The organism is Avibacterium volantium, assembly GCF_900635775.1.
Classification (GTDB): domain Bacteria; phylum Pseudomonadota; class Gammaproteobacteria; order Enterobacterales; family Pasteurellaceae; genus Avibacterium; species Avibacterium volantium.
Map to the genome: position 1 here is coordinate 979,660 of NZ_LR134167.1, position 23,887 is coordinate 1,003,546.

21 protein-coding genes are annotated in these 23,887 nt (G+C 42.6%); 19 read left to right on the forward strand and 2 right to left on the reverse strand.

The genetic code is table 11. The annotated features are described in order from the left end of the window. The first annotated feature begins 6 nt into the window (after positions 1–6). The 13 genes from murE (at position 7) to lpxC (ending at position 15,066) form a co-directional block, all read left to right on the forward strand. Complete coding sequence (gene murE, locus ELZ61_RS04790) at positions 7–1,482, forward strand: UDP-N-acetylmuramoyl-L-alanyl-D-glutamate--2,6-diaminopimelate ligase (RefSeq protein ID WP_126371855.1); 1,476 nt, start codon at positions 7–9, stop codon at positions 1,480–1,482. Continuing rightward, positions 1,479–2,861, forward strand: a complete 1,383-nt coding sequence (gene murF / locus ELZ61_RS04795; RefSeq protein WP_126371857.1) for a UDP-N-acetylmuramoyl-tripeptide--D-alanyl-D-alanine ligase — start codon at positions 1,479–1,481, stop codon at positions 2,859–2,861. The genes murE and murF overlap by 4 nt, the downstream gene beginning before the upstream one ends. Beyond that, complete coding sequence (gene mraY, locus ELZ61_RS04800; RefSeq protein ID WP_126371859.1) at positions 2,855–3,937, forward strand: phospho-N-acetylmuramoyl-pentapeptide-transferase; 1,083 nt, start codon at positions 2,855–2,857, stop codon at positions 3,935–3,937. Before murF ends, mraY begins: the two co-directional genes overlap by 7 nt. A gap of 18 nt (positions 3,938–3,955) precedes the next feature. After that, on the forward strand, positions 3,956–5,266 hold the full coding sequence (murD, locus tag ELZ61_RS04805) for a UDP-N-acetylmuramoyl-L-alanine--D-glutamate ligase (protein ID WP_126371861.1): 1,311 nt from the start codon (positions 3,956–3,958) through the stop codon (positions 5,264–5,266). Positions 5,267–5,276: 10 nt separating this feature from the next. Then, entirely contained in the window at positions 5,277–6,455 is a 1,179-nt protein-coding gene (ftsW, locus tag ELZ61_RS04810) for a putative lipid II flippase FtsW (protein WP_103854588.1), read from the forward strand. A 15-nt stretch (positions 6,456–6,470) separates the two neighbouring features. Continuing rightward, positions 6,471–7,529, forward strand: coding sequence for an undecaprenyldiphospho-muramoylpentapeptide beta-N-acetylglucosaminyltransferase (gene murG, locus ELZ61_RS04815; RefSeq protein ID WP_126371863.1), 1,059 nt, complete (start codon positions 6,471–6,473; stop codon positions 7,527–7,529). Between the two features lie 23 nt (positions 7,530–7,552). Next, positions 7,553–8,983: a UDP-N-acetylmuramate--L-alanine ligase gene (gene murC / locus ELZ61_RS04820; protein WP_126371864.1), complete on the forward strand. Its 1,431-nt coding sequence runs from the start codon at positions 7,553–7,555 to the stop codon at positions 8,981–8,983. Positions 8,984–8,994: 11 nt separating this feature from the next. Beyond that, entirely contained in the window at positions 8,995–9,921 is a 927-nt protein-coding gene (locus tag ELZ61_RS04825) for a D-alanine--D-alanine ligase (protein ID WP_126371866.1), read from the forward strand. After that, positions 9,921–10,691 (forward strand): cell division protein FtsQ/DivIB, encoded by a 771-nt coding sequence (locus tag ELZ61_RS04830; RefSeq protein WP_126371868.1) that lies wholly within the window; start codon positions 9,921–9,923, stop codon positions 10,689–10,691. The genes ELZ61_RS04825 and ELZ61_RS04830 overlap by 1 nt, the downstream gene beginning before the upstream one ends. A gap of 24 nt (positions 10,692–10,715) precedes the next feature. Further along, positions 10,716–11,993, forward strand: coding sequence for a cell division protein FtsA (gene ftsA / locus ELZ61_RS04835; RefSeq protein WP_126371870.1), 1,278 nt, complete (start codon positions 10,716–10,718; stop codon positions 11,991–11,993). A gap of 28 nt (positions 11,994–12,021) precedes the next feature. Continuing rightward, positions 12,022–12,624, forward strand: coding sequence for an FtsZ/tubulin family protein (locus ELZ61_RS04840; protein WP_126371872.1), 603 nt, complete (start codon positions 12,022–12,024; stop codon positions 12,622–12,624). A gap of 174 nt (positions 12,625–12,798) precedes the next feature. Beyond that, complete coding sequence (ftsZ, locus tag ELZ61_RS04845; protein WP_126371874.1) at positions 12,799–14,106, forward strand: cell division protein FtsZ; 1,308 nt, start codon at positions 12,799–12,801, stop codon at positions 14,104–14,106. 42 nt (positions 14,107–14,148) lie between these two features. Then, positions 14,149–15,066: a UDP-3-O-acyl-N-acetylglucosamine deacetylase gene (gene lpxC, locus ELZ61_RS04850; RefSeq protein ID WP_103854069.1), complete on the forward strand. Its 918-nt coding sequence runs from the start codon at positions 14,149–14,151 to the stop codon at positions 15,064–15,066. Between the two features lie 60 nt (positions 15,067–15,126). Here lpxC and ELZ61_RS04855 read toward each other — a convergent pair whose 3' ends face one another. Next, on the reverse strand, positions 15,127–16,047 hold the full coding sequence (locus tag ELZ61_RS04855; protein ID WP_126371876.1) for a LysR family transcriptional regulator: 921 nt from the start codon (positions 16,045–16,047) through the stop codon (positions 15,127–15,129). Between the two features lie 140 nt (positions 16,048–16,187). Here ELZ61_RS04855 and hchA point away from each other — a divergent pair, with 140 nt between their 5' ends. The 5 genes from hchA to pheA all read left to right on the forward strand — a co-directional run bounded on the left by hchA (position 16,188) and on the right by pheA (position 21,246). Further along, positions 16,188–17,054: a glyoxalase III HchA gene (gene hchA / locus ELZ61_RS04860; RefSeq protein ID WP_126371878.1), complete on the forward strand. Its 867-nt coding sequence runs from the start codon at positions 16,188–16,190 to the stop codon at positions 17,052–17,054. 348 nt (positions 17,055–17,402) lie between these two features. After that, a complete protein-coding gene (locus ELZ61_RS04865; protein WP_126371880.1) occupies positions 17,403–18,152 on the forward strand; it encodes an SDR family oxidoreductase in 750 nt (249 codons plus the stop codon). A 60-nt stretch (positions 18,153–18,212) separates the two neighbouring features. Next, positions 18,213–18,842, forward strand: a complete 630-nt coding sequence (locus tag ELZ61_RS04870; protein ID WP_126371882.1) for an NAD(P)H-binding protein — start codon at positions 18,213–18,215, stop codon at positions 18,840–18,842. A 10-nt stretch (positions 18,843–18,852) separates the two neighbouring features. Further along, positions 18,853–19,860, forward strand: coding sequence for an NAD(P)H-quinone oxidoreductase (locus tag ELZ61_RS04875; protein ID WP_126371884.1), 1,008 nt, complete (start codon positions 18,853–18,855; stop codon positions 19,858–19,860). A 222-nt stretch (positions 19,861–20,082) separates the two neighbouring features. Then, a complete protein-coding gene (gene pheA / locus ELZ61_RS04880) occupies positions 20,083–21,246 on the forward strand; it encodes a prephenate dehydratase (RefSeq protein WP_126371886.1) in 1,164 nt (387 codons plus the stop codon). Between the two features lie 91 nt (positions 21,247–21,337). Here the strand turns inward: pheA and ELZ61_RS04885 are convergent, their stop codons facing one another. Continuing rightward, positions 21,338–22,651 (reverse strand): NCS2 family permease, encoded by a 1,314-nt coding sequence (locus ELZ61_RS04885; RefSeq protein WP_103854073.1) that lies wholly within the window; start codon positions 22,649–22,651, stop codon positions 21,338–21,340. 202 nt (positions 22,652–22,853) lie between these two features. On the opposite strand from ELZ61_RS04885, the gene galE reads away from it, so the two are divergent. Then, positions 22,854–23,870 carry a UDP-glucose 4-epimerase GalE gene (galE, locus tag ELZ61_RS04890; protein WP_126371888.1) on the forward strand — a complete coding sequence of 339 codons (1,017 nt, stop codon included), beginning with the start codon at positions 22,854–22,856 and terminating at the stop codon, positions 23,868–23,870. Positions 23,871–23,887 lie beyond the last annotated feature (17 nt).

Consider the following 23,887-nt stretch of genomic DNA (forward strand, 5'->3'; position numbering starts at 1 on the left):
AAAATAATGAAAAAACTCACCGCACTTTTGGGGATCGATCATTTGCCCCAAGAAGTTGAGCTGACCGAAATGACGTTAGACAGCCGCTCTGCAAAGACTGGCTGTCTTTTCGTTGCTATAAAAGGGCATCAAACGGACGGCAGAAACTACATTCCGCAAGCTATTGCTAATGGCGCAAGTGCGGTGCTTTTTGAAGCAGATTTTGCGCAGCAACACTTAACCGTCAAAATGGAACAAGGCATTCCGCTTATTGCCTATTATGAATTACCGCAACATTTATCGCGTCTTGCAGGGCAATTTTATAATGATCCTTCAGCCCATTTAACCCTCGTTGGCGTAACAGGAACAAATGGCAAAACCACGGTGGCTCAGCTTGTGGCGCAATGGGCGAACTTGCTTGGACATAAAAGTGCGGTAATGGGAACCATTGGTAATGGCTTGCTTGGGCAAATTAAGGAAGCAGCAAATACCACCGGTTCAGCCATTGAAATTCAATCCACCCTTGCGGAATTTGTACAAGCTGGCGCAGATTTTGCCGCCATTGAAGTGTCATCGCACGGCTTAGTGCAACATCGTGTTGAAGCACTGCAATTTGCCGTTGCTATTTTTACTAACCTGAGCCGTGATCATCTTGATTATCACCACACAATGGAAAATTATGCTGCTGCGAAATACCGTTTATTCAGCGAGTTAAATAGCCAGCATCAGGTGATTAACGCTGATGATCCTGTGGGCGCACAATGGTTACAGCAATTACCCAATGCCATTGCGGTGAGCTGTAAAGCGGATTATCAACCAAGCCATAAACAATGGCTCAAAGCAGAGCAAGTGCAATTCCATAACCAAGGTGCGATTATTCATTTCACGTCTAGTTGGGGTGAGGGTGAATTGCATAGCCCATTGATTGGCGCATTTAATGTCAGCAATTTATTATTTGCTTTCGCCAGTCTGCTTGCCTTAGGTTATTCTTTAGACGAACTTTGTCAAAGTGCGGGGCAATTACAAGGTGTTTGTGGGCGAATGGAACGTTTGAATGAGTTAAATCAAGCCACTGCAATTGTGGATTATGCCCACACGCCAGATGCCTTAGAAAAAGCCTTGCAAGCTGCCCGTTTACATTGTGAAGGCGCGCTTTATTGCGTGTTTGGTTGCGGTGGTGATCGGGATACAGGGAAGCGTCCGCAAATGGCACGCATTTCAGAGCAATTTGCCGATTTCGTGATTGTTACGGACGACAACCCACGCACGGAAGATGCAGAAACTATTATGCAAGACATTCGAGCTGGATTTAGTGATTTAACAAAGGTAGAAATTATTCATCAACGAGATCTTGCCATTCGCCGCGCATTGAGCATTGCACAACCGCAAGATGTGGTGCTGATTGCCGGCAAAGGCCACGAAGATTATCAAATTATTGGCACAACGAAATTGCCGTTTTCCGATCAAGCGACAGTAAAACAATATTTTAGTGAAACAAAATGATTAAACTAACCACCCAACAATTGGCTGATATTCTCAATGGTACGCTTTATGGCGATGGGCGTATCGCGATTGAAAATATCAGCACGGATACCCGCCAAGCCAATCCGCAAGGGCTATTTTTTGCCTTAAAAGGTGAGCGTTTTGATGGTCATCAATATTTAGCCAATGCCGTGGAACAAGGCGCATTGGCTGTGATCGTAGATCATCAATGTGAAATAGATGTGCCACAAATTGTCGTGGCGGACACTCGCCTTGCTTTAGGGCAGCTAGGTAAATGGCTAAAAGCACAAATTAACCCTTTAACAGTGGCGATCACGGGATCATCAGGCAAAACCACGGCGAAAGAAATGACTGCCGCCATTTTGCAACAAAGTGCGGGGGATTTTTCCCAAGTTTTATTTACCAACGGTAATTTCAATAATGATATTGGCGTGCCATTAACCTTATTGCGTCTTACGCCGCAGCATAAATTTGCGGTGATTGAATTGGGTGCCAATCACCTAGGTGAAATTGCGTACACCACGGAATTAGTGCGTCCTAACGTGGCGATGGTGAATAATGTGGCTGCAGCGCATTTGGAAGGTTTTGGTAGCCTTGCAGGCGTGGCACAAGCCAAAGGTGAGATTTATCAAGGTCTTGCAGATCAAGGCATTGCGCTCATCAATTTAGATTGTAATTATCTGGCGGATTGGCAAAAGAATATTGGTGATCACCAAGTGCGGTCGTTTTCTTTAACAAATTCACAAGCGGATTTTTATGCCACGGATATTCAGCTCAACGGACAAGGATCGCAATTTACCTTACACAGCCCACAAGGCGAGATTGCTATTCAGTTGCCTTATTTAGGCGAGCATAATATCAGCAATGCGTTGGCAGCAGCAGCGTTAGCGATGAATGTGGGCGCAAGCCTTTCTGATGTGCAACAAGGCTTGGCAAAAGGCGCGAAAGTGAAAGGGCGTTTATTCCCGATTCAGCCTTGCGAAAATTTATTGTTACTCGATGACACTTATAACGCCAATGTGGATTCCTTGCAGTCGGCGATTCAAGTGTTACAAAAATATCCCGCTTTTCGCATTTTAATAGTTGGCGATATGGCAGAATTAGGCGAAAATAGTCAGCTTTGCCATCAGCAAGTGGCGGACGCGGCGAAAGCGGCACAATTAGATTTTGTGGCAAGTTTTGGTCAGGAAAGCGCGGTGATTTCAGCCCAAAATGGCGGAACGCATTTTACTGAACAAGCCGCCTTGGCGGATTTTATTACTCGCTTAATTAAAGAAAAATTAGCGCAAAATCAATCCGTTGTGGTGTTAGCCAAAGGCTCTCGCCGAATGCAATTAGAAAATGTAATTGAATTATTAAAGGATAATTTCCAATGTTAGTTTGGCTCGCGGAATATCTCCAGCAATATCAAAGTGGCTTTAATGTCATCTCTTATATTACCGTACGTGCGATCTTGGCATTATTGACCGCACTGTTAATCTCATTATGGATCGGCCCTAAGGTGATCCGCCGTTTACAAATTCTTAAATTTGGCCAAGAAGTGCGTAATGACGGGCCAGAAAGCCATTTAAGCAAAAAAGGTACGCCAACTATGGGCGGAATTATGATTTTATTCGCCATTACCGTTAGCACCTTGCTTTGGGCGAATTTAGCCAATCCCTATGTTTGGTTTAGCTTATTTGTGTTGCTCGGTTATGGCGCAGTAGGCTTTGTGGACGATTACCGCAAAATTACTCGTAAAAACACGGACGGCTTAATTGCACGCTGGAAATATTTTTGGCTATCGGCCATTGCGCTCGTTGCGGTATTTGGTATGTATGCCGTGGGGAAAGACACCGATGCCACGCGCCTTGTCGTACCATTCTTTAAAGAAGTGATGCCGCAGCTTGGCTTGTTCTATATCGTGTTGGCCTATTTTGTGATTGTGGGGACAAGTAACGCGGTGAATTTAACAGACGGCTTAGACGGCCTTGCCATTATGCCAACTGTCTTTGTGGCAGGGGCATTTGCTTTGATTGCTTGGGCAACAGGTAACATAGAATGGTCAAATTATTTGTATATTCCGCATATTAAATACACTTCTGAACTGGTGGTGTTCTGTACCGCCATTGTCGGTGCGGGATTAGGCTTCCTTTGGTTTAATACTTATCCTGCGCAAGTGTTTATGGGCGATGTGGGATCGCTCGCACTGGGCGGTGCATTAGGTGTGGTGGCCGTGCTAGTTCGCCAAGAATTTTTATTAGTGATTATGGGCGGTGTGTTTGTAATGGAAACTCTGTCTGTAATTTTGCAAGTGGGTTCTTACAAACTGCGTAAACAGCGTATTTTCCGTATGGCGCCCATTCACCACCATTTTGAATTAAAAGGCTGGCCTGAACCGCGCGTGATTATTCGCTTTTGGATTATTTCCTTAATGCTTGTATTACTTGGCTTGGTTACTTTGAAGTTACGTTAAAAAGGTTAAGAGCAAACAATGAATCAATATCAAGATAAAAATATCTGTGTGGTGGGCTTGGGCAAAACAGGGTTGTCTTGCGTGGACTATTTGCTTGCACAACAAGCTAAGGTTCGCGTGATGGATACCCGCCAATCGCCAGCGGGTGTGGAACAATTACCTTCAAATGTGCCAGTGCATACGGGCGGTTTAAACCCACAATGGTTGCTGGAAAGCGATATGATTGTGATCAGCCCAGGGCTTGCAGTAAAAACACTAGAAATTTACACCGCACTTCAAGCAGGCGTTGAAGTGGTGGGCGATATTGAATTGTTCTGCCGTGCCGCTGATAAACCGATTATTGCCATTACAGGCTCAAACGGCAAAAGCACGGTAACCACCTTAGTAGCAGAAATGGCGAAAGCCGCAGGCTTAAAGGTGGGAATGGGCGGCAATATTGGCATTCCAGCCCTTTCTTTGCTTGAACAAAACCACGATATTTATGTGCTAGAACTGTCGAGCTTTCAACTGGAAACCACTTACAGCTTAAAAGCCATTGCCGCTACCGTATTAAATGTGAGCGAAGATCATATGAATCGCTATGTGGATTTGGAAGATTATCGCCAAGCCAAATTAAAAATTTATCATCATTGCCAAACCGCGGTGATTAATGCAGAAGATCCTTTAACCCAACAAGACGGCACGGTACGAGCGAAGCATCAAGTGAGCTTTGGCGAAACGAATGCGGATTATTGGCTAAAAAGCGAAAACGGTAAGCAATATTTAATGGCTTATGAAGAAATGATTTTACCTTGCGATGAAATAAAATTGACGGGTCGTCATAATTATATGAATGCTTTGGCGGCCATTGCCCTAGCACAAAGTGCGGGGATAAATTTGCAAGGAATTTGCACCGCACTTCGTGAATTTACAGGGCTAGATCACCGTTTTCAATTAGCCCATTTTGCCCAAGGCGTGCGTTGGATTAACGATTCCAAAGCCACTAATGTGGGTAGCACCGTGGCTGCGCTCACCGGCTTACAAGTGTCTGGTAAACTTTATTTGTTACTTGGCGGTGATGGCAAAGGCGCTGATTTTTCTGAACTCGCTGCGTTGATTAATCAACCGCATATTGAATGTTATTGTTTTGGACAAGATGGCGAAAAATTGGCGCAACTTTCAGATCAAAGTCATTTGTTTGACACAATGGAACAAGCGATTGAAGCCTTTCGTCCGCAACTCAAAGCTGGTGATATGGTCTTGCTTTCCCCAGCTTGTGCGAGCCTTGATCAATTCGCCTCATTTGAAAAGCGTGGCGAAGAATTTACCCGCTTAGCCAAATTAAGTTAGAGAATCATCAATGCAGTTTATTGAAAATTTAAAAGCCCATTCAAGAATTACGCCAAATAATTTGCTCTACGACAGAGCATTATTATGGCTCTTTGTGAGTTTGCTCGTGATTGGCTTGATCGCAGTATCCTCTGCGTCAATTCCTGTGGGAGCGAGATTATTCAATGACTCTTTCTATTTTGCAAAACGTGATGCCATCTATGTTGTGCTGTCAATTTTTGCTTGCTATACCGTATTAAATATTCCAACGACTTTCTGGGAAAAGTATTATGGCTATATTTTTTGGATTGCAATGATTTTGCTCGTTATGGTGCTTATTCCTGGAATTGGCTCAAGAATTAATGGGGCTAGACGTTGGATTCCAATGATCTTCTTTAATTTCCAGCCGGCTGAATTTGCTAAGTTGGCACTCACTTGTTTCCTTGCTAGCTATTTTACCCGCCGTTATGACGAAGTGCGTAGTCGCAAACTCAGTGCATTCAAGCCCTTAGTCGTAATGGGATTATTGGGCGGTTTATTATTATTGCAACCCGATCTAGGAAGTACCGTTGTTTTATTTGTGATTACCTTTGGTTTACTTTGGATTGTGGGGGCGAATTTCTGGCAGTTCTTTGCCTTGGCTTGTTCTGGCGTCTTGCTTGTATTATGGTTAGCGATTTCATCGGCTTACCGACTGAAACGTTTAACGGGATTTATGGACCCGTTTAAAGACCCTTATGGCACAGGTTTTCAGCTTTCAAACTCATTAATGGCGTTTGGACGAGGGGAGATTACAGGCGAAGGACTGGGAAATTCCATTCAAAAATTAGAATATTTACCAGAAGCGCATACTGACTTTGTGATGGCTGTGATTGGTGAAGAATTTGGCTTAATCGGCATTCTCTTTGTGATCACATTGTTAGCGCTATTAGTGTTTAGAGCAATGAAAATAGGGCGAGAATCATTGCAACTAGAACAGCGTTTCAAAGGATTTTTAGCTTTCGGCATTAGTTTTTGGATTTTCTTCCAAGGCTTCGTAAATTTAGGAATGGCGTTAGGTTTATTGCCAACCAAAGGGCTGACTTTCCCATTGGTGAGCTATGGCGGATCAAGTTTGATTATTATGTCTGTCAGTATCGGGATTTTATTACGCATTGATCACGAAAATCGACTAATGCGAAGTGGACACGCACGCTTGCGTGATGATTAAGAAAAAGGACACATTGTGGCACAACAAAAAAAACGTTTATTGGTGATGGCAGGTGGAACAGGCGGACACGTTTTCCCTGCCATTGCCGTCGCACAATATTTACAGCAGCAAGGTTGGGAAATTTGCTGGCTTGGCACGCAGGATCGTATGGAAGCACAATTAGTGCCGAAACACGGTATCCCGATTAAATTTATCCAAATTTCGGGCTTGCGCGGCAAAGGCATAAAAGCGTTGTTTGCTGCACCATTTAAAATTGTACGTGCGATTTTCCAAGCGAAAAAAATTATTCAAGAATATCAGCCTAATGCCGTGCTTGGTATGGGCGGTTATGTTTCAGGGCCAGGGGGCGTGGCGGCAAAATTATGCGGTGTACCCATTGTGTTGCACGAACAAAATGCCGTGGCAGGGCTAACAAATTCTTGGTTGGCCAAAATTGCAACCCGAGTGTTGCAAGCGTTTCCTAACACCTTTCCAAATACGGAAGTGGTGGGCAACCCAGTGCGTCAATCCTTGTTTAAAATGCCAAGCCCTGCACTGCGTTTCGCTGAGCGTTCAGGCAAATTAAGAGTGCTTGTGGTGGGTGGCAGCCAAGGGGCGCACGTGTTAAATCTCACTTTGCCGAAAGTGGTGGAAGCCTTAGGGGATAAATTGATCGTTCGCCATCAAGTGGGGGCAAATATGTCGGAAAAAATCACCGCACTTTATCCGCAAGGGGCTGATGTACAAGTAACGGATTTTATTGATGATATGGCAGAAGCCTATGGCTGGGCGGATATTGTGATTTGTCGTTCAGGTGCATTAACGGTGTGTGAACTTGCCGCCGTAGGAACGCCCGCAATTTTCGTGCCATTCCAACATAAAGACAGACAACAATATTTGAATGCGAAATATTTAGCGGACGTGGGCGCAGCCAAAATTATCGAACAAAAAGATCTCACGCCAGAAGCACTGATCGAGATGTTGAACCAATTTGATCGTAGCCAATTATTAACAATGGCGGAAAAAGCCAAGGCAATGGCAACGCCACAATCGGCTCAGCAAGTGGCTGAGGTGATTATGGCAGTAGCAAAATAAGAAGAAAGGCAAGAGGCAGAGTAATGAAAGAATTTCAAAAACGAGTAAGACAAACCGTACCAGAAATGCGTCGTGTGAAACAAATTCATTTTGTCGGCATTGGTGGTGCGGGAATGGGCGGTATCGCGGAAGTTTTGTTGAATGAAGGTTACCAAGTAACGGGATCGGATATTGCGGAAAATGCAGTAACGCAACGCTTAAGTGCGTTAGGCGCAAAAATTTATTTTTCTCATCAAGCAGCCAATGTTGATGGCGCGAGTGTGGTGGTGGTATCCAGCGCCATTAAAGATGATAACGTAGAAGTGGTGGAAGCGCACAATAACCGTATTCCTGTGATTCAACGCGCGCAAATGTTAGCGGAAATTATGCGTTTCCGTCACGGCATTGCCATTGCGGGGACACACGGTAAAACCACCACAACCGCAATGATCTCAATGATTTATGCGCAAGCAGGGCTTGATCCAACGTTCGTAAATGGCGGATTGGTGAAATCAGCTGGCACAAATGCCCATTTAGGCGCAAGCCGTTATTTAATCGCTGAAGCGGACGAAAGCGATGCGTCTTTTTTACACTTACAGCCAATGGTTTCGGTGGTAACCAATATTGAGCCTGATCATATGGAAACCTATCACGGTGATTTTGAAGAAATGAAACAAACCTATGTGAATTTCTTACATAATTTACCGTTTTATGGCTTAGCGGTAATGTGTGCAGATGATCCTGTGCTACTTGAGTTGATTCCAAAAGTTGGACGTCAAGTAATCACTTATGGCTTTAGCGAAAATGCCGATTATCGCATTGAAGATTATCAGCAAACGGGCTTTCAAGGGCATTACACCGTGGTTACCCCACAAGGTGAACGCGTCAATGTATTGCTTAACGTACCGGGTAAACATAATGCGCTAAATGCAACCGCAGCTTTCGCCGTGGCAAAAGAAGAAGGCATTGGCAATGAAGCTATTTTAGCCGCCTTAGCAGATTTCCAAGGGGCAGGACGCCGTTTTGATCAGCTTGGTCAGTTTATTCGTCCAAACGGAAAAGTGATGTTAGTGGACGATTATGGGCATCACCCAACAGAAGTGGGGGTAACCATTGAAGCAGCGAAAAAAGGCTGGGAAAACAAACGAATTGTGATGATTTTCCAACCGCACCGTTATTCGCGTACCCGTGATTTGTTTGATGATTTCGTGCAAGTGCTATCCCAAGTTGATGTGCTATTAATGCTTGATGTGTATGCAGCAGGCGAAGCACCAATCGCAGGGGCGGATAGCCGTTCGTTATGCCGTTCTATTCGTAATTTAGGCAAAGTTGATCCGATTTTTGTAGCTGAGCAAGAAACGCTTGCGGAAATTTTGGATCAGGTTATTCAAGACGGTGATTTAATTTTGGCGCAAGGCGCTGGCAATGTGAGTAAACTATCCCGTCAATTAGCCGATAAGTGGACAGAAAATTAATTGGAAGTAGTATGAAAAAAACATTAAAACAAGAAAAAATTGCCGTGTTACTTGGTGGAACTTCTGCCGAGCGTGAGGTTTCGCTTAATTCAGGCGAAGCCGTGCTTAATGCGTTAAAAAGCCTTGGCTATGACGCGCACCCGATTGATCCGAAAACCTTTCCTGTGGCGGAATTAAAACAACAGGGCTTTGATCGTGTATTCAATATTTTGCACGGACGTGGTGGGGAAGACGGCACAATGCAAGGCTTGCTTGAGCAAATTGGTATTCCTTACACAGGCTGTGGGGTAATGGCATCTGCCTTAACAATGGATAAAATGCGGACTAAAATGTTGTGGAAAGCCTTTGGCTTACCAGTGGCGAATATGGAAATCGTAACAAAATCAACAGTATCCGAACTAAACCCTGCCGCAGTTGTCGAAAAATTAGGTCTGCCGTTGATGGTAAAACCTTCGTTGGAGGGGTCAAGTGTGGGGCTAAGAAAAGTCAATCAACTTGATGAATTACAAAGTGCGGTGGAATTTGCCTTAGGTTTTGACGATACCATTTTGATTGAAGAATGGCTTGCCGGTGATGAATTTACCCTGCCAGTTTTAGACAATGAAGTGTTGCCAGCGATCAAAATCGTGCCTGAAGGTGAGTTTTATGATTATGAAGCGAAATATGTTTCCGATAATACGCAATATTTTTGTCCAGCAGGTTTAACTGAGGAACGTGAGCAAGAATTGCGTCAATTAGTGAAGCGCGCTTATGATGCGGTAGGTTGTCGTGGTTGGAGTCGTATTGATGTGATGATGGACGCTGAAGGGCAATTCCGCTTAGTGGAAGTGAACACTAACCCAGGAATGACCAGCCATAGTTTATTCCCGAAATCAGCGGCAACCGTGGGCTATTCTTTCGAACAGCTTGTAGAGAAAATTTTGGAGCTTAGTGTTTAATGAAGTTATGGCGACATAAAGCGACACAAAGCATACGCACTGGAGAGCCAAGATCTCGCTTTTTTATGCAGGTCAAGCCATTAATTGTGCTATTATGTCTAGGGTTAATGTTTTATGTTTACTCAAATTGGCAAAATTGGCTCGAAAAACTAGATGATCGCCCTATTAGTGCCTTTAATCTCGTAGGAACACCGGCATTCACCACTGATGAAGATGTGCGTGATATGCTGATAAAAATGGGCGATCTTAAAGGTTTCTTTGGGCAAGATGTGAGTTTAGTGCGTGAGCAAATCCAAAAAATGCCTTGGGTTAAACAAGCCGTAGTGAGAAAAATCTGGCCTGACCGACTAAACATTTTGGTCAGTGAATATACGCCTGTCGCCGTTTGGAACGATAATGAATTTTTATCTAGCGATGGCGTGGTATTCAAATTGCCAGTGGATAAATTACAGGATAAAAATTTACCGCACTTAGCAGGGCCGGATTATCAGAGTTTAGTGGTGCTAGATGCGTGGAAAAAGATTTATCAAGATCTAAAAACAAAAGGACTAACATTAAAATCCGTTGCCATTGATGATCGAGAGGCTTGGCAATTAGAACTTGATAATGGCGTATTATTAAAATTGGGACGGGGAGAATGGAAAAGCAAACTCGATCGTTTTGCCACCATTTATCCGCAAATTGAAGTTCCAGAAAATAAAAAGTTATCCTATGTCGATCTCCGCTATAAAGTAGGGGCTGCCGTAGGAATGGTTGATATAAACGAATAATTTTACCTGATAAGAAGTTAGAAAATGGCAAAGATTGTGGAATCAAAAACGATTGTTGGATTGGAAGTCGGTACTTCTAAAGTCGTCGCTGTTGTGGGTGAAGTGTTGCCAGACGGCGTAGTGAATATCTTAGGCGTGGGAAGCTGCCCTTCCAAGGGCATTGATAAAGGTAGCATTACTGACCTAAACGCAGTGGTTACCTCAATTCAACGAGCAATCGAGGCGGCGGAATCTGTGGCAGATTGCCAAATTATAAGCGTTACCTTAGCGATTACGGGCGATCACATTCAAAGCTTAAATGAAAGCGGTTTTGTGCCGATTGCTGAAGGCGAAGTTACGCAAGAGGAAATTGATTCCGCAATGCACACAGCCAGCTCCGTGAGAATGGGCGAAGGGCTTTCTTTATTGCATATTATTCCGCAAGAATATGCCGTAGATAAACAGGTAAATATTAAAGATCCTCTAGGCTTACAGGGCGTTCGTTTAAAAGCGCAAGCGCATTTGATCGCCTGCCATCAGGATTGGCAAAACAACCTTAAAAAAGCGGTAGAACGCTGTAAATTAAAAGTAGATAAAATCGTTTATTCGGGCGTGGCATCAGGTTGCTCCGTGCTAACGGAAGATGAAAAAGATCTTGGCGTGTGCTTAATTGATTTCGGCGCTGGCACAATGGACATTGTGGTTTACACCAACGGCGCATTGCGTTTTAGTAAAGTAATTCCTTATGCAGGAAATCGTGTTACCGATGACATCGCCTATGCCTGTGAAACCTCAAGAACAGAAGCTGAACGCATTAAAGTTAATTACAGCAGTGCGTGGAATCCGCCATCTTCACACCCAGAAAAACGAATTGAAGTGGCAGGCATCGGAGGACGTGCGCCGCGTGTGCTAACAAAAGAACAATTATCAGTTGCGACTTCTGCGCGTTATGAAGAATTATTAGGCTTAGTTCGCCAAGAATTAAACCAATTACAGTATGAGCTTGAAAGCAAACAAATGAAGTTTGAATTAATCGCAGGTATTGTAATTACCGGTGGTGGCGCACAGATTGAAGACCTAAAACAATGTGCAACGAAAGTGTTTGGAATGCAAGTGCGTATCGGTAGCCCATTAAATATTACCGGCTTAACCGATTATGTTAATAAACCGCAATATTCTACCGTTGTGGGGTTATTACAGTATAACCATAATGATGAAGATGAAAGCCCAATTAACGAACAATATGGCTCAGGAGAGAGTTTCTTAGGGGCATTCTGGTCAGGATTGAAAAAAGTTGTAAATAAAGTGCGGTCAGAATTTTAACCACTTTTATTTAAAATGGGAGAAAAAAATGAATGATACATTATTGATCAGCGTGCTTGGTATCGGAACTTATGGTACAAAAGCACTCCATATGATTATGGATAAAATGCAGAAAAATGATCAAGACGATATGTTCATTACCGCACCAAATAGCAATGAATTTGCGTTTTATGCCATAGATAACGATAAAGACGTGCTTAATTCAAGTAATGCGCAAGATAGCTTGTTGCTCAGTGATGAATTAAATCAAGAATCTTTGGCGGATCAACAAGTAGAAGAAAAATTATGCCAAATGGTGGGCGATAGCGATTTTGTTATTTTGGTTTCAGCCGTTGGTGGTAATACATCGTCAATGGTGATTGCAGCGGTTGCAGAGAGACTTAACGCAATGAAAATCCCAATGGCGGCGGTAGTCGTGAAACCGTTTGATTTTGAAGGGCAAAAACGCATCAATAATGCAGAGATTGCGATCAGCAAATTGGAAAAATTGGTTACAACCCTTAAAGTGTTAAATAATAACGAAGTGATCGCAAAAACTGATAATCAACCTTCAAAACAACTGTTTGCCCAAGCAGATAGTGAATTGGTTGAGTTTGTATTAAGTTTTAGTGAAAAACATTTTATTGCTTAAAAATAAAAGTGCGGTGGAAAATTTACGATTTTTTCGACTTCTTTTATTATTTTTGGGAATTTTTAGCAATAAAGTGCGGTCAGAATTTTGAGAATTTTTATTTTTCATCTACAATAAGAGCAATTTAAGTTTTAATTTTGTGCCAGCAAATCTTGGCATTAACGGAGAATAACTATGTTTGAACCAGTGGATTATGATCTTGGTGATATGAACGGCGCACTGATTAAAGTCGTTGGTGTTGGCGGTGGTGGCGGTAACGCCGTAAACCATATGGTTGCTAATATGATTAAAAATGATATTGGCGGCACATTAGTGGGGACTGATGAATTAGCCTTCCCAACAACAAATGACGAACACGATAGAATTATTTTCTATGCCGTAAACACAGATGCGCAAGCATTGCGTAAAAGCAATGTGCAACAAACTGTTCAAATCGGTGGTTCAACAACCAAAGGACTTGGTGCGGGCGCGAACCCAAATGTGGGGCGTAAAGCCGCAGAAGATGATCAAGATGCTATTCGTGCAATGCTTGAAGGGGCTGATATGGTGTTTATCGCCGCAGGTATGGGCGGTGGTACAGGAACTGGTGCAGCACCAATCGTTGCACAAATTGCAAAAGAATTAGGTATTTTGACTGTTGCCGTAGTAACCAAGCCTTTCTCATTTGAAGGTAGAAAGCGTATGCAATTCGCTGAAATGGGAATTAAAGAGCTTTCTAAACATGTTGATTCTTTGATCATCATTCCAAATGAGAAGTTATTAAAAGTATTAGGTAAAAACATCAGCTTAGTGAATGCTTTTGCTGCTGCAAATGATATTCTCCGTAATGCAGTAACAGGTATTTCCGATATGATTACTTCTCCGGGTCTAATCAACGTGGACTTTGCAGACGTTCGTACCGTAATGTCTGAAATGGGGCGTGCAATGATGGGATCGGGCGTTGTTCAAGGTGAAGCTGGTGATGGACGAGCAGAGAAAGCGGCACAAGAAGCGGTTGCTAGCCCATTATTGGAAGATGTGGATTTAGCTGGCGCAAGAGGGGTGCTTGTTAATGTTACCGCAGGTTTTGATCTAACTTTAGACGAATTTACCGTGGTGGGCGATACAATCAAAGCCTTTGCTTCAGAAGAAGCTACTGTTGTAGTGGGAACAACCTTAGTGCCAGATATGACAGACGAATTGCGCGTAACGATTGTTGCAACGGGTATTGGTGATATTGATGAGCCAGATATTCAAATTGCACCGCGTACCGCACCATTAGGTCAGCCGATGCAAAAAGCAAATCCAGAACCATTTGGGCAACAGCAGGCAACAGGTTATCAGCCACATAATCCACAACAAGGACAAATGCCAAATCGCCCTGCGGATTTAACGAATAGAAATATTTTAGATACGCCAATTACTGATCGCTTAAATTCTCTTAAAAGAGAAGACGGTTTAGTTAACGCGAACAGTTTTATGCGTAAACCAGAAGATAAATAAAGGAATAAATCTTATTGTTATACAATGGATTTAGAAAACATTATGATTAAACAAAGAACCTTAAAACAGAGTATTAAAGTAACAGGTGTAGGGCTACATAGTGGCAACAAAGTAACCCTAACCTTACGCCCAGCAATGGCAAATACTGGAGTGATTTACTGCCGTACGGATTTAAACCCACCGGTAACGTTCCCTGCCAACGCAAATGCCGTGCGTGATACAATGCTTTGTACTTGTTTGATAAATGAAGAAGGCATTCGTATTTCGACTGTAGAGCATTTGAATGCTGCGCTTGCAGGCTTAGGCATTGATAATGTGATTATTGAAGTGGACGCGCCAGAAATTCCAATTATGGACGGCAGTGCAAGCCCATTCATTTATCTTTTATTAGATGCAGGCATTGAAGAACAAAATGCAGCGAAAAAATTTATTCGCGTGAAAAAGCCAATTCGTGTGGAAGACGGTGATAAATGGGCAGAATTTAAACCTTACAATGGTTTCCGTTTAGATTTCACCATTGATTTCAATCACCCTGCCATTGGTAAAGATGTGCGTAATTATGTAATGGATTTCTCCGCGCAAGCGTTCGTGCAACAAATTAGCCGTGCAAGAACCTTTGGCTTTATGAAAGATATTGAATATTTACAATCACAAGGTTTAGCGTTAGGTGGTAGCCTAGATAACGCTATTGTGCTTGATGATTATCGCATCTTAAATGAAGATGGTCTTCGTTTTAAAGATGAGCTAGTACGCCACAAAATGCTTGATGCTATTGGTGATTTATATATGTGTGGTTATAACATCATCGGTGATTTCAAAGCCTATAAATCAGGGCACGGCTTAAATAACAAATTATTAAGAGCCTTGCTTGAAGATCAAGAGGCGTGGGAGTTTGTTACCTTTGAAGATAAACAGCAAGTGCCACAAGGTTATCTCGCGCCAAATCAAGTATTTATCTAAATCGTAAAATGAATAAAGCCATATTAAAAAATATGGCTTTATTTTTCACCGCACTTTATTTTATTCACTTTTTTCCATTTCTATCCGTTTCACAATATTTTGCAAAATCGTTTTTAATTTTTCAAAAACAAATAATACTCGCTCACTCACCACGCTTTGATAAGGACGATATAAATAAAGCTGCCATTTTTGTTTTTCCACCTCTGGAAACAGTTCTACCAATTTGCCTTGATCAATATAAGGCTGGCATAAAATATCAACCAGCTGCGAGCAAGTTCGCCCCACCAAAGCGGATTGCAATTCGCTATACATATCAGAAGCCAAAAATTTCGGGTGAGTTGGAATAAAATGCTGTTGAGTATTAATTTGCCAGTGCCAAATGCGTTTTAGTTTCGGGTTAATCAAGCCACTGAGTGGGTAGTTTAACGCCAGATCTTGCAGGCTTTCAGGCGTGCCTAAGCGTTGCAATAATTTCGGTGCGGCAACAATTTTTTCTTGCAAGGTGAAGATGTGGTGTGCAATCCAATCTTGCTCAGGCTCAAGACAGACACGCAGCCCAATATCAATTTGATCATCAATGGTTTTCAGCTTATCTAGAGAAACACGCCAATCAATGACCAAATTAGGATAGGGTTCAAGTGCGGTCAATAATTCATACAAAACCTGATCATTATAGGGCATTGGCGGCAGGGTAATTCGCACAATGCCTTGCATTGCTTTATCATTAATTTTTTGCGAAGAAAACAACCGCTCGCTATCGGCCAATAGCTGTTGTGCTTGGGGCAGAAATTGCTCGCCAAATTCCGTGAGTTTAATGCTACGCGTATTGCGTTGAAATAAGCGTTCGCCCAGCAGATTTTCTAGCTCGGCAATCATTCGGGTGACCACCTGCGGCGACACCGCAAGGCGTTGTGCAGTTTCGCGAAAGTTTAAAGTTTCACTTGCCACACTAAAATAACGCAAGGCATCAAGTTTATTCATATTATTCCTTTTTTGCGAATAGTCTATTCCGATTTTATCCCTTTTCAACTTAATTATCTAGGGCTAGAATGCACGCCAGAAAAAACGCTAAAACGGTTTTTCATAGTGAACTTTATAAGATAAAAACTTTGGAGAGTAAAATGACAGATTTAAGTAAAAACCCAGTGGCGGATCGCGCTGAACACAATGCGTTCTTCCCATCAGAATATTCTTTAACACAATATACCAGCAAAAAAACAGACTTTGACGGTTTCAAATTCGATAAACCTTATACTGGCGGTAAACACAAAGTATTAATGATCGGTACAGATGAGCGTTATATCGAAATGCAAAACGGTAAATTATTCTCAACAGGTAACCACCCCGTTGAAATGTTATTACCTATGTTGCATATGCACCACGCTGGTTTTGAAATTGATGTGGCAACCTTATCAGGTAACCCAGTTAAATTAGAAATTTGGGCAATGCCAGAAGAAGATAAAGCGGTAATGGATTTATATAACCAATACTTGCCAAAATTAGTGAATCCGAAAAAATTAGAAGATATTTTACCTGAAGTGTTAGCGGAAGATTCACCTTATATCGCCGTATTTATCCCAGGTGGTCACGGCGTATTAGCTGGCGTGCCACACAGCAAAGATGTGAAAAAAGTGTTAGATTGGGCATTAAATAAAGATAAACACGTGATCACTTTATGCCACGGCCCAGCGTCTTTATTAGCGGCTGGCGTAGGTGAAAAAGCGGAAGATTTCCCATTCAAAGGCTATGAGCTTTGCGTATTCCCAGATTCATTAGATGAAGGCGCAAACCAAGCAATCGGCTATATGCCAGGTAAATTACAATGGTTAGTGGGTGGAAATCTTGCTAAATTAGGCGTGAAAATTATGAACGAAGGCATCACAGGTCAAGTTCACAAAGATCGCAAATTGCTTACTGGCGACAGCCCATTAGCATCAAATAATTTAGGGATTTTAGCTGCTGATGAATTATTGAAAGCAGTGAAATAATTTTGGGGTCTGTTGATCATTCATTGTATATTTGAGCTGGTAGCTATTTTTTGTGAGAACAAGGCGAACGCGGTGAAGTTTAGTTATTCTAAACGAACCGCGTTCAACGCAGTAATCGCGAAAAATAGCCCCAGCCCTACGGGTTAAGTTTAAAATTAGCGCACTCTTTGTTGCCGTTCTCACCAAGAGAACCACTCTTGGTTTCGAACAGCGCCGCGATTGCACTAATTTTAAACGATAACTCAAATGTACAATGAATGGTCAACAGACCCCCAAGAGCGGTGTAAAATTGAGAAAATTTTCACCGCTCTTTTTTATCTAATAAAATCAATGAAATAAGGAACAATAATGAGCAATAATATTCAAGGCAAAGTGGTGTTAATCACGGGGGCGTCAAGTGGATTAGGTGAAGAAACCGCGCGCCATTTAGCATCATTAGGAGCTAAAGTGGTACTAGGTGCAAGACGTTTAGAACGTTTGCAAGCCCTTGCTGAGCAAATTCAGCAACAAGGTGGCGAAGCCGTTGTGGTGCAAATGGACGTGTCAAAACGTGAAGACGTAGAAAAACTGGCACAAGCTGCGTTACAACAATTTGGTCGCATTGATGTGTTAATCAACAACGCAGGCATTATGCCGGGTGCAGTGATGAGTGCGTTAAAAGTAGATGAATGGGATCGAATGATTGATGTGAATATCAAAGGCGTGCTATACGGCATTGCGGCAGTGTTGCCAATAATGCTTGCACAAAATTCAGGGCATATCATCAACCTTTCTTCTGTGGCTGGTTTGAAAGTGTCATCAGGCGGCGGCACGGTATATAGCGCTACAAAATTTGCCGTGAAAGCCATTAGCGAAGGGTTGCGTGCTGAAATGGCAGGACATAATATCCGCGTAACCACCCTGTACCCAGGGGGGATTGAAAGCGAATTAAAATTCAGCAGCAGCGATCCAGAATCTCGCGAACGCGTGCAAAAATTCTATGCTGCCCACGAAATTCCAGCCAGCTCTATTGCCCGTGCTATTGCTTATGCGGTGGAACAGCCAGACAATGTTGCCGTGAACGAAATCACCGTTCGTCCAACGGTGCAAGAGTTTTAATTTACCCCCATTTTTATCGCAGAATGCCGTTTTTTAACGGCATTTTCATTGGAGAAAATAATGAAAACAGCATTAATTGTGGGCGCAACAGGCGTGGTGGGTAAGGCCTTAGTGGAATTATTATGCGAAGATCCGCGCTATCAACAGATTATTCTTTGGGTTCGCCGAGCGGTAACCTTTTCTCACCCCAAAATTCTTGTTCAACAAATTGATTTTGATCAGCTTGAAAATATAACAATGCCTACTGTGGACGAAGTCTTTTGCGCCCTTGGCACTACCTTGAAAAAAGCGGGTAGCAAAGCACAGTTTCTGAAAGTGGACGTGCAATATCCCATCGCCTTGGCAACCTTAGCCAAACAAGCGAATGTACCTTGCTTTGTTTTTGTATCAGCGATTGGCGCCAATGTTCAGTCAAACTTGTTTTATTACCAAGCCAAAGGAAAAGCAGAACAGGCACTCACAGCATTACAACTAAATTGCTTGCAAATTGCACGGCCTTCATTAATTCTAGGCGAACGTGCTGATTTTCGCTTAGGAGAAAAGATCGCCGCGTGGCTGTTTAAGTTTTTACCAGACAGTGTGTTTGCGGATTATCGCCCAATGACAGGGCAGCAAATTGCAGAAAAATTAATTGAACAAGCGCAAGATCATCAGGAAAAAGTAAAAATCTATTATCCAAGTAAAATGTAAGGAAAATAAAATGCCACAAACAACACCACATACAATGGAACAAATTAATATGCGAGAAGCGGGCGCGCCCGATGTGTTATTTATAGAACAAGCCACCGTTCCCACACCGCAAGCAGGTGAACTGCTGGTTAAAGTGGCTTATGCAGGGGGAAATCGCCCTGATATTATGCAACGCCAAGGGGTGTATCCAATGCCCAAAGGTGTTACGCCCATTATGGGCTTGGAGCTTTCAGGCACAGTAGTTGCGGTGGGTGAAGGTGTGAGTGAATTTCAGCTAGGCGATAAAGTTTGCGCCTTAACAGACGGTGGTGCTTATGCCGAATATTGTCTTGTGCCAGCCAGCCAAGCATTACCAATTCCTAAAAATTATTCGTTGCTAGAAGCCGCCGCGCTGCCCGAAACCCTTTTCACTGTGTGGGTAAATTTGTTTATGCAACAACAGGTTAAAGCAGGGGAAAGTCTATTAGTTCACGGCGGAACAAGTGGCATTGGGCTAACTGCGCTTGCCATCGCACAAAGCCTAGGCATTAAAACCTACGCCACCGTAGGCAATGCAGAAAAATGTGCCGTTGTTGAACAATATGGTGCGGTTGCGATTAATTATAAAACGCAAGATTTCGCCGAAGTTATTCAAAGTGCGGGCGGAATTGACGCGATTTTAGATGTGGTCGGCGCGAGTTATTTCCAACGAAATTTAGCTTGCTTAAAGCAAAATGGCAGATTGTTTTTAATCGGCTTTATGGGCGGTGCAGTGGCACAAGATGTGGATTTATTGCAAATCGCCTTAAAACTCCTCCATATCACCGGCTCAACAATGCGTAGTCGCACTAAAGCTGAAAAAGCGGAAATTGCCCAATCGCTAAAACAAAATGTGTGGGGCAAATTAGAAAGTGAGCAAATCGCGAAGACCATTATTCATCAAGTCTTTGATTTTAAAAATGTGCAACAAGCACACCAAGAAATGGATAAAGGCACGCACATTGGCAAGGTGATGTTGGCGTTTGGTAAGGGGGAATAGGAGGATGGATTTTTAGACCATTGAGATTTCTTTGTAATTAGCCAAACAATAAAGTGCGGTGATTTTTCAATGAATTTTAAAAATTCAAAAAATTCTCACAGCACTTTAAAATTCACCTTAACTACATTCTCAATTCAAATCACTGAAAGAAATACACATTCATTTGATCTCAAATAAAATCTTGTTTATCCTACCTCAATCCCCTATAACTGAGATAACAAAATGGCACTGGATTTAGCAGAAATTAGACAACAAATCACCCAAATTGACCGCAGTTTATTAAAACTGCTTTCGGAGCGTCATCGTTTGGCTTATGACGTGGTGCGTAGCAAGGAAATCACGCAGAAAGCCTTGCGTGATGTGGAGCGTGAGCAACAATTATTACAAGAATTGATTCAATTTTCTGAAAATGAAAATTATCAGCTTGATCCACAATATATCACGCAAATTTTCCAGAAAATTATTGAAGATTCTGTGCTGACTCAGCAAGCCTATTTGCAAAAGAAACTCAATGAACAGCGTGAGCAAAATAGCCATATTGCTTTCTTAGGTAAACGCGGATCTTATTCTCATCTTGCGGCACGCAGTTATGCAACCCGTTATCAAAAACCGTTTATTGAACTAAGTTGCAGCTCTTTCGAGCAAGTATTTGAAAAAGTGCAAAATGGCGAGGCGGATTACGGCATTTTGCCGCTGGAAAACACGACTTCAGGTTCAATAAATGAAGTCTATGATTTGTTACAGCATACGGATTTATCGCTTATTGGTGAATTGGCATACCCGATCAAACATTGCGTACTCGCAACGGAACACGGCGAGTTAAGCCAAATTGACACCCTATACAGCCATCCGCAAGTGATCCAGCAATGCAGCCAGTTTATTCGCAGTCTTGATCGTGTACATATTGAATATTGCGAAAGCAGCTCGCACGCAATGCAGTTAGTGGCAAGTCTGAACAAGCCAAATATTGCGGCATTGGGGAATGAAGATGGCGGTCATCTTTATGGTTTACGCGTGCTGAAAAGCAATATTGCCAATCAAGAGAATAACATCACACGTTTTATTGTGATTGCCAAAGAGCCAGTGGTAGTATCACCGCAAATTCACACTAAAACCCTGTTATTGATGACGACAAATAAACGCCAAGCCGGCTCACTGGTGGACGCGTTATTGGTGTTCAAAAAGCATAATATTAATATGACGAAACTAGAATCCCGCCCGATTTATGGTCAGCCGTGGGACGAAATGTTTTACCTTGAAATTGATGCCAATATCAATAACCCAGAAGTGCAACAAGCGTTAGAAGAATTGCAAGAACACAGCAACTACCTAAAAATTCTCGGCTGCTATCCGAGTGAGATTGTAAAGCCTGTGGAAGTAAATTAAGCAGGTAAAATCTAAAAATACAAGGCATAATAGACAAAAGTGCGGTGAAAAATTCACAAAATTTCCACCGCACTTATTTTTTGATAAGAAATTAAATGTTCCAGCCACCTAAGTAGAATGCTAATAATGCGACTGCGATTAACACTGTGCCGATATTGAGTTTTTTCACTTCACCGCTGATGATTCGCCCAATCACAAGAGTAGCAAAACCAAGCATAATACCAGTTACGATATTTGCAGTAAGAACGATGAATACCGCACAAACTAAGCCACTCATTGCACCGATGAAATCAGAAAAATCTAATTTGTTTACGTTGCTAAGCATTAATAAACCCACATACATTAACGCAGGTGCGGTGGCATAGCTAGGCACAAGGCTCGCAAGTGGTTGGAAAAAGAGCATTAATAGGAATAGCACCCCCACGACAATGGCTGTAATCCCTGTTTTTCCGCCAGCGGCTGTACCTGCGGCAGATTCAATATATACCGCAGCTGGTGCTGTACCAAATAAGCCGGAGAATAAGCTACTTACTGAGTCAGAAGTTAAGGCTTTGCCGCCATTGATAATTTGGCCGTCTTTATCCAATAAATTGGCTTGCCCTGCTACAGCACGGATTGTCCCTGTGGCATCAAATACCGCTGTCATTACTAAGGCGAACACCACGGGCAGGATTGCTGGTTGTAATGCACCCATTAAATCCAGTTCAAGGAACAATGATTGTTCACCAAAAGTTGGCATTTTGAATAATTCACCGCTGAATTTCACATTAGGATCAACCGCCAAACCAATAAGAGTAATTGCGATGATCACCCACAAAATACCACCTTTGATTTGCAATCTTTCTAAGCCGATGATTGCCGCTAAGCCAGCAAGAGAAATCAATACAGGGAATGTGGTGAAATCACCAAGTTTCACAGGTAAACCTGCTTGGTTTCCTACCACAATGCCCACGCCATTGGCTGCGATTAATAATAAAAATAAACCAATCCCAATGCCTGCACCCTGTGCAATGCTGGCTGGCAAGTTGCGTAAAATCCACGCACGAATGCCTGTTGCGGAAATTAAGGTGAACACGATCCCCATAAAGAATACCGCGCCTAGTGCGACAGGAACGCTCACCCCTTGCCCTAATACAAGGCTAAATGCGGTAAACGCGGTTAATGAAATAGCGCAACCAATGGCCATTGGCGCATTTGCCCATAAGCCGATAAGAATAGAACCTAAGCCTGATACCAAACAGGTGGCGATAAACACGCTTTCAGGGGGAAAGCCTGCGGCACTCAGCATATTTGGCACTACAATCACGGAGTACACCATTGCCAAGAAGGTGGTTAAACCTGCGATAATTTCTTGGCGTACCGTTGAGCCACGCTTAGTGATCTCAAAAAGTTTTTCTGCGAACATAAATTTCCTTTCGTTAATAAAGTTAAAATAAAATCTTGTTGAAAAAATGGCGCTATTTTACAGAAAAGAAAAGAATAGTAAACGTTTGCTTAATAGAAAGTGCGGTGATTTTTGCGGAAATTTTTGGGCTTGTTTTATAAATCGTTTATAATAGTGCGCAATAATCGTAATAATTAAGGCAAATAATCTAAGCGAGGAAAAAATGGCTATCTTAGTAACTGGCGGCGCAGGCTACATTGGCTCTCATACCGTTGTGGAATTATTAAATACTGGCAAAGACGTGGTGGTGCTGGACAATTTATCCAACTCTTCCGCCAAATCATTACAACGTGTAGAAGAAATCACGGGCAAAGCGGTGAAATTCTACCAAGGCGATGTGTTAGATCGTGCAATGTTGCAGAAAATCTTTGTAGAAAACCAAATTGATTCTGTAATTCATTTTGCCGGTTTGAAAGCCGTGGGCGAAAGCGTGCGTAAACCAATCGAATATTATATGAACAATGTAACGGGTTCATTAGTGTTAGTTGATGAAATGCGCAAGGCTGGCGTGTGGAATTTAGTGTTTAGCTCATCGGCAACAGTCTATGGCGATCCTGAAATTGTGCCAATCACCGAACAATGCAAAGTGGGTGGCACAACCAATCCTTACGGCACATCGAAATTAATGGTGGAACAGATTTTAACGGATGTTGCCAAAGCAGAAGATAAATTTAGCTTTACGATTTTACGCTATTTCAACCCAGTGGGCGCGCACCACAGCGGCTTGATCGGCGAAGATCCTGCTGGCATTCCAAATAATCTATTGCCTTATATTAGCCAAGTGGCTATCGGCAAATTACCGCAACTTTCTGTCTTTGGAAGTGATTATGACACCCACGATGGCACGGGCGTGCGTGATTATATCCACGTTGTAGATTTGGCGATTGGGCATTTAAAAGCCTTAGATCGTCATCAAAACGATGCAGGATTGCACATTTATAACCTTGGCACTGGCACAGGTTATTCCGTGTTGGATATGGTGAAAGCCTTTGAGCAAGCCAACGATATTCAAATTCCGTATCAATTAGTGGCGCGCCGTCCGGGGGATATTGCAACGTGCTATTCCGATCCTTCTCTTGCCGCCAAAGAATTAGGCTGGAAAGCGGAACGTGGCTTAACGGAAATGATGCAAGACACTTGGAATTGGCAGAAAAAGAACCCACAAGGGTATCGTGATTAATCGTTCATCTCATTGTG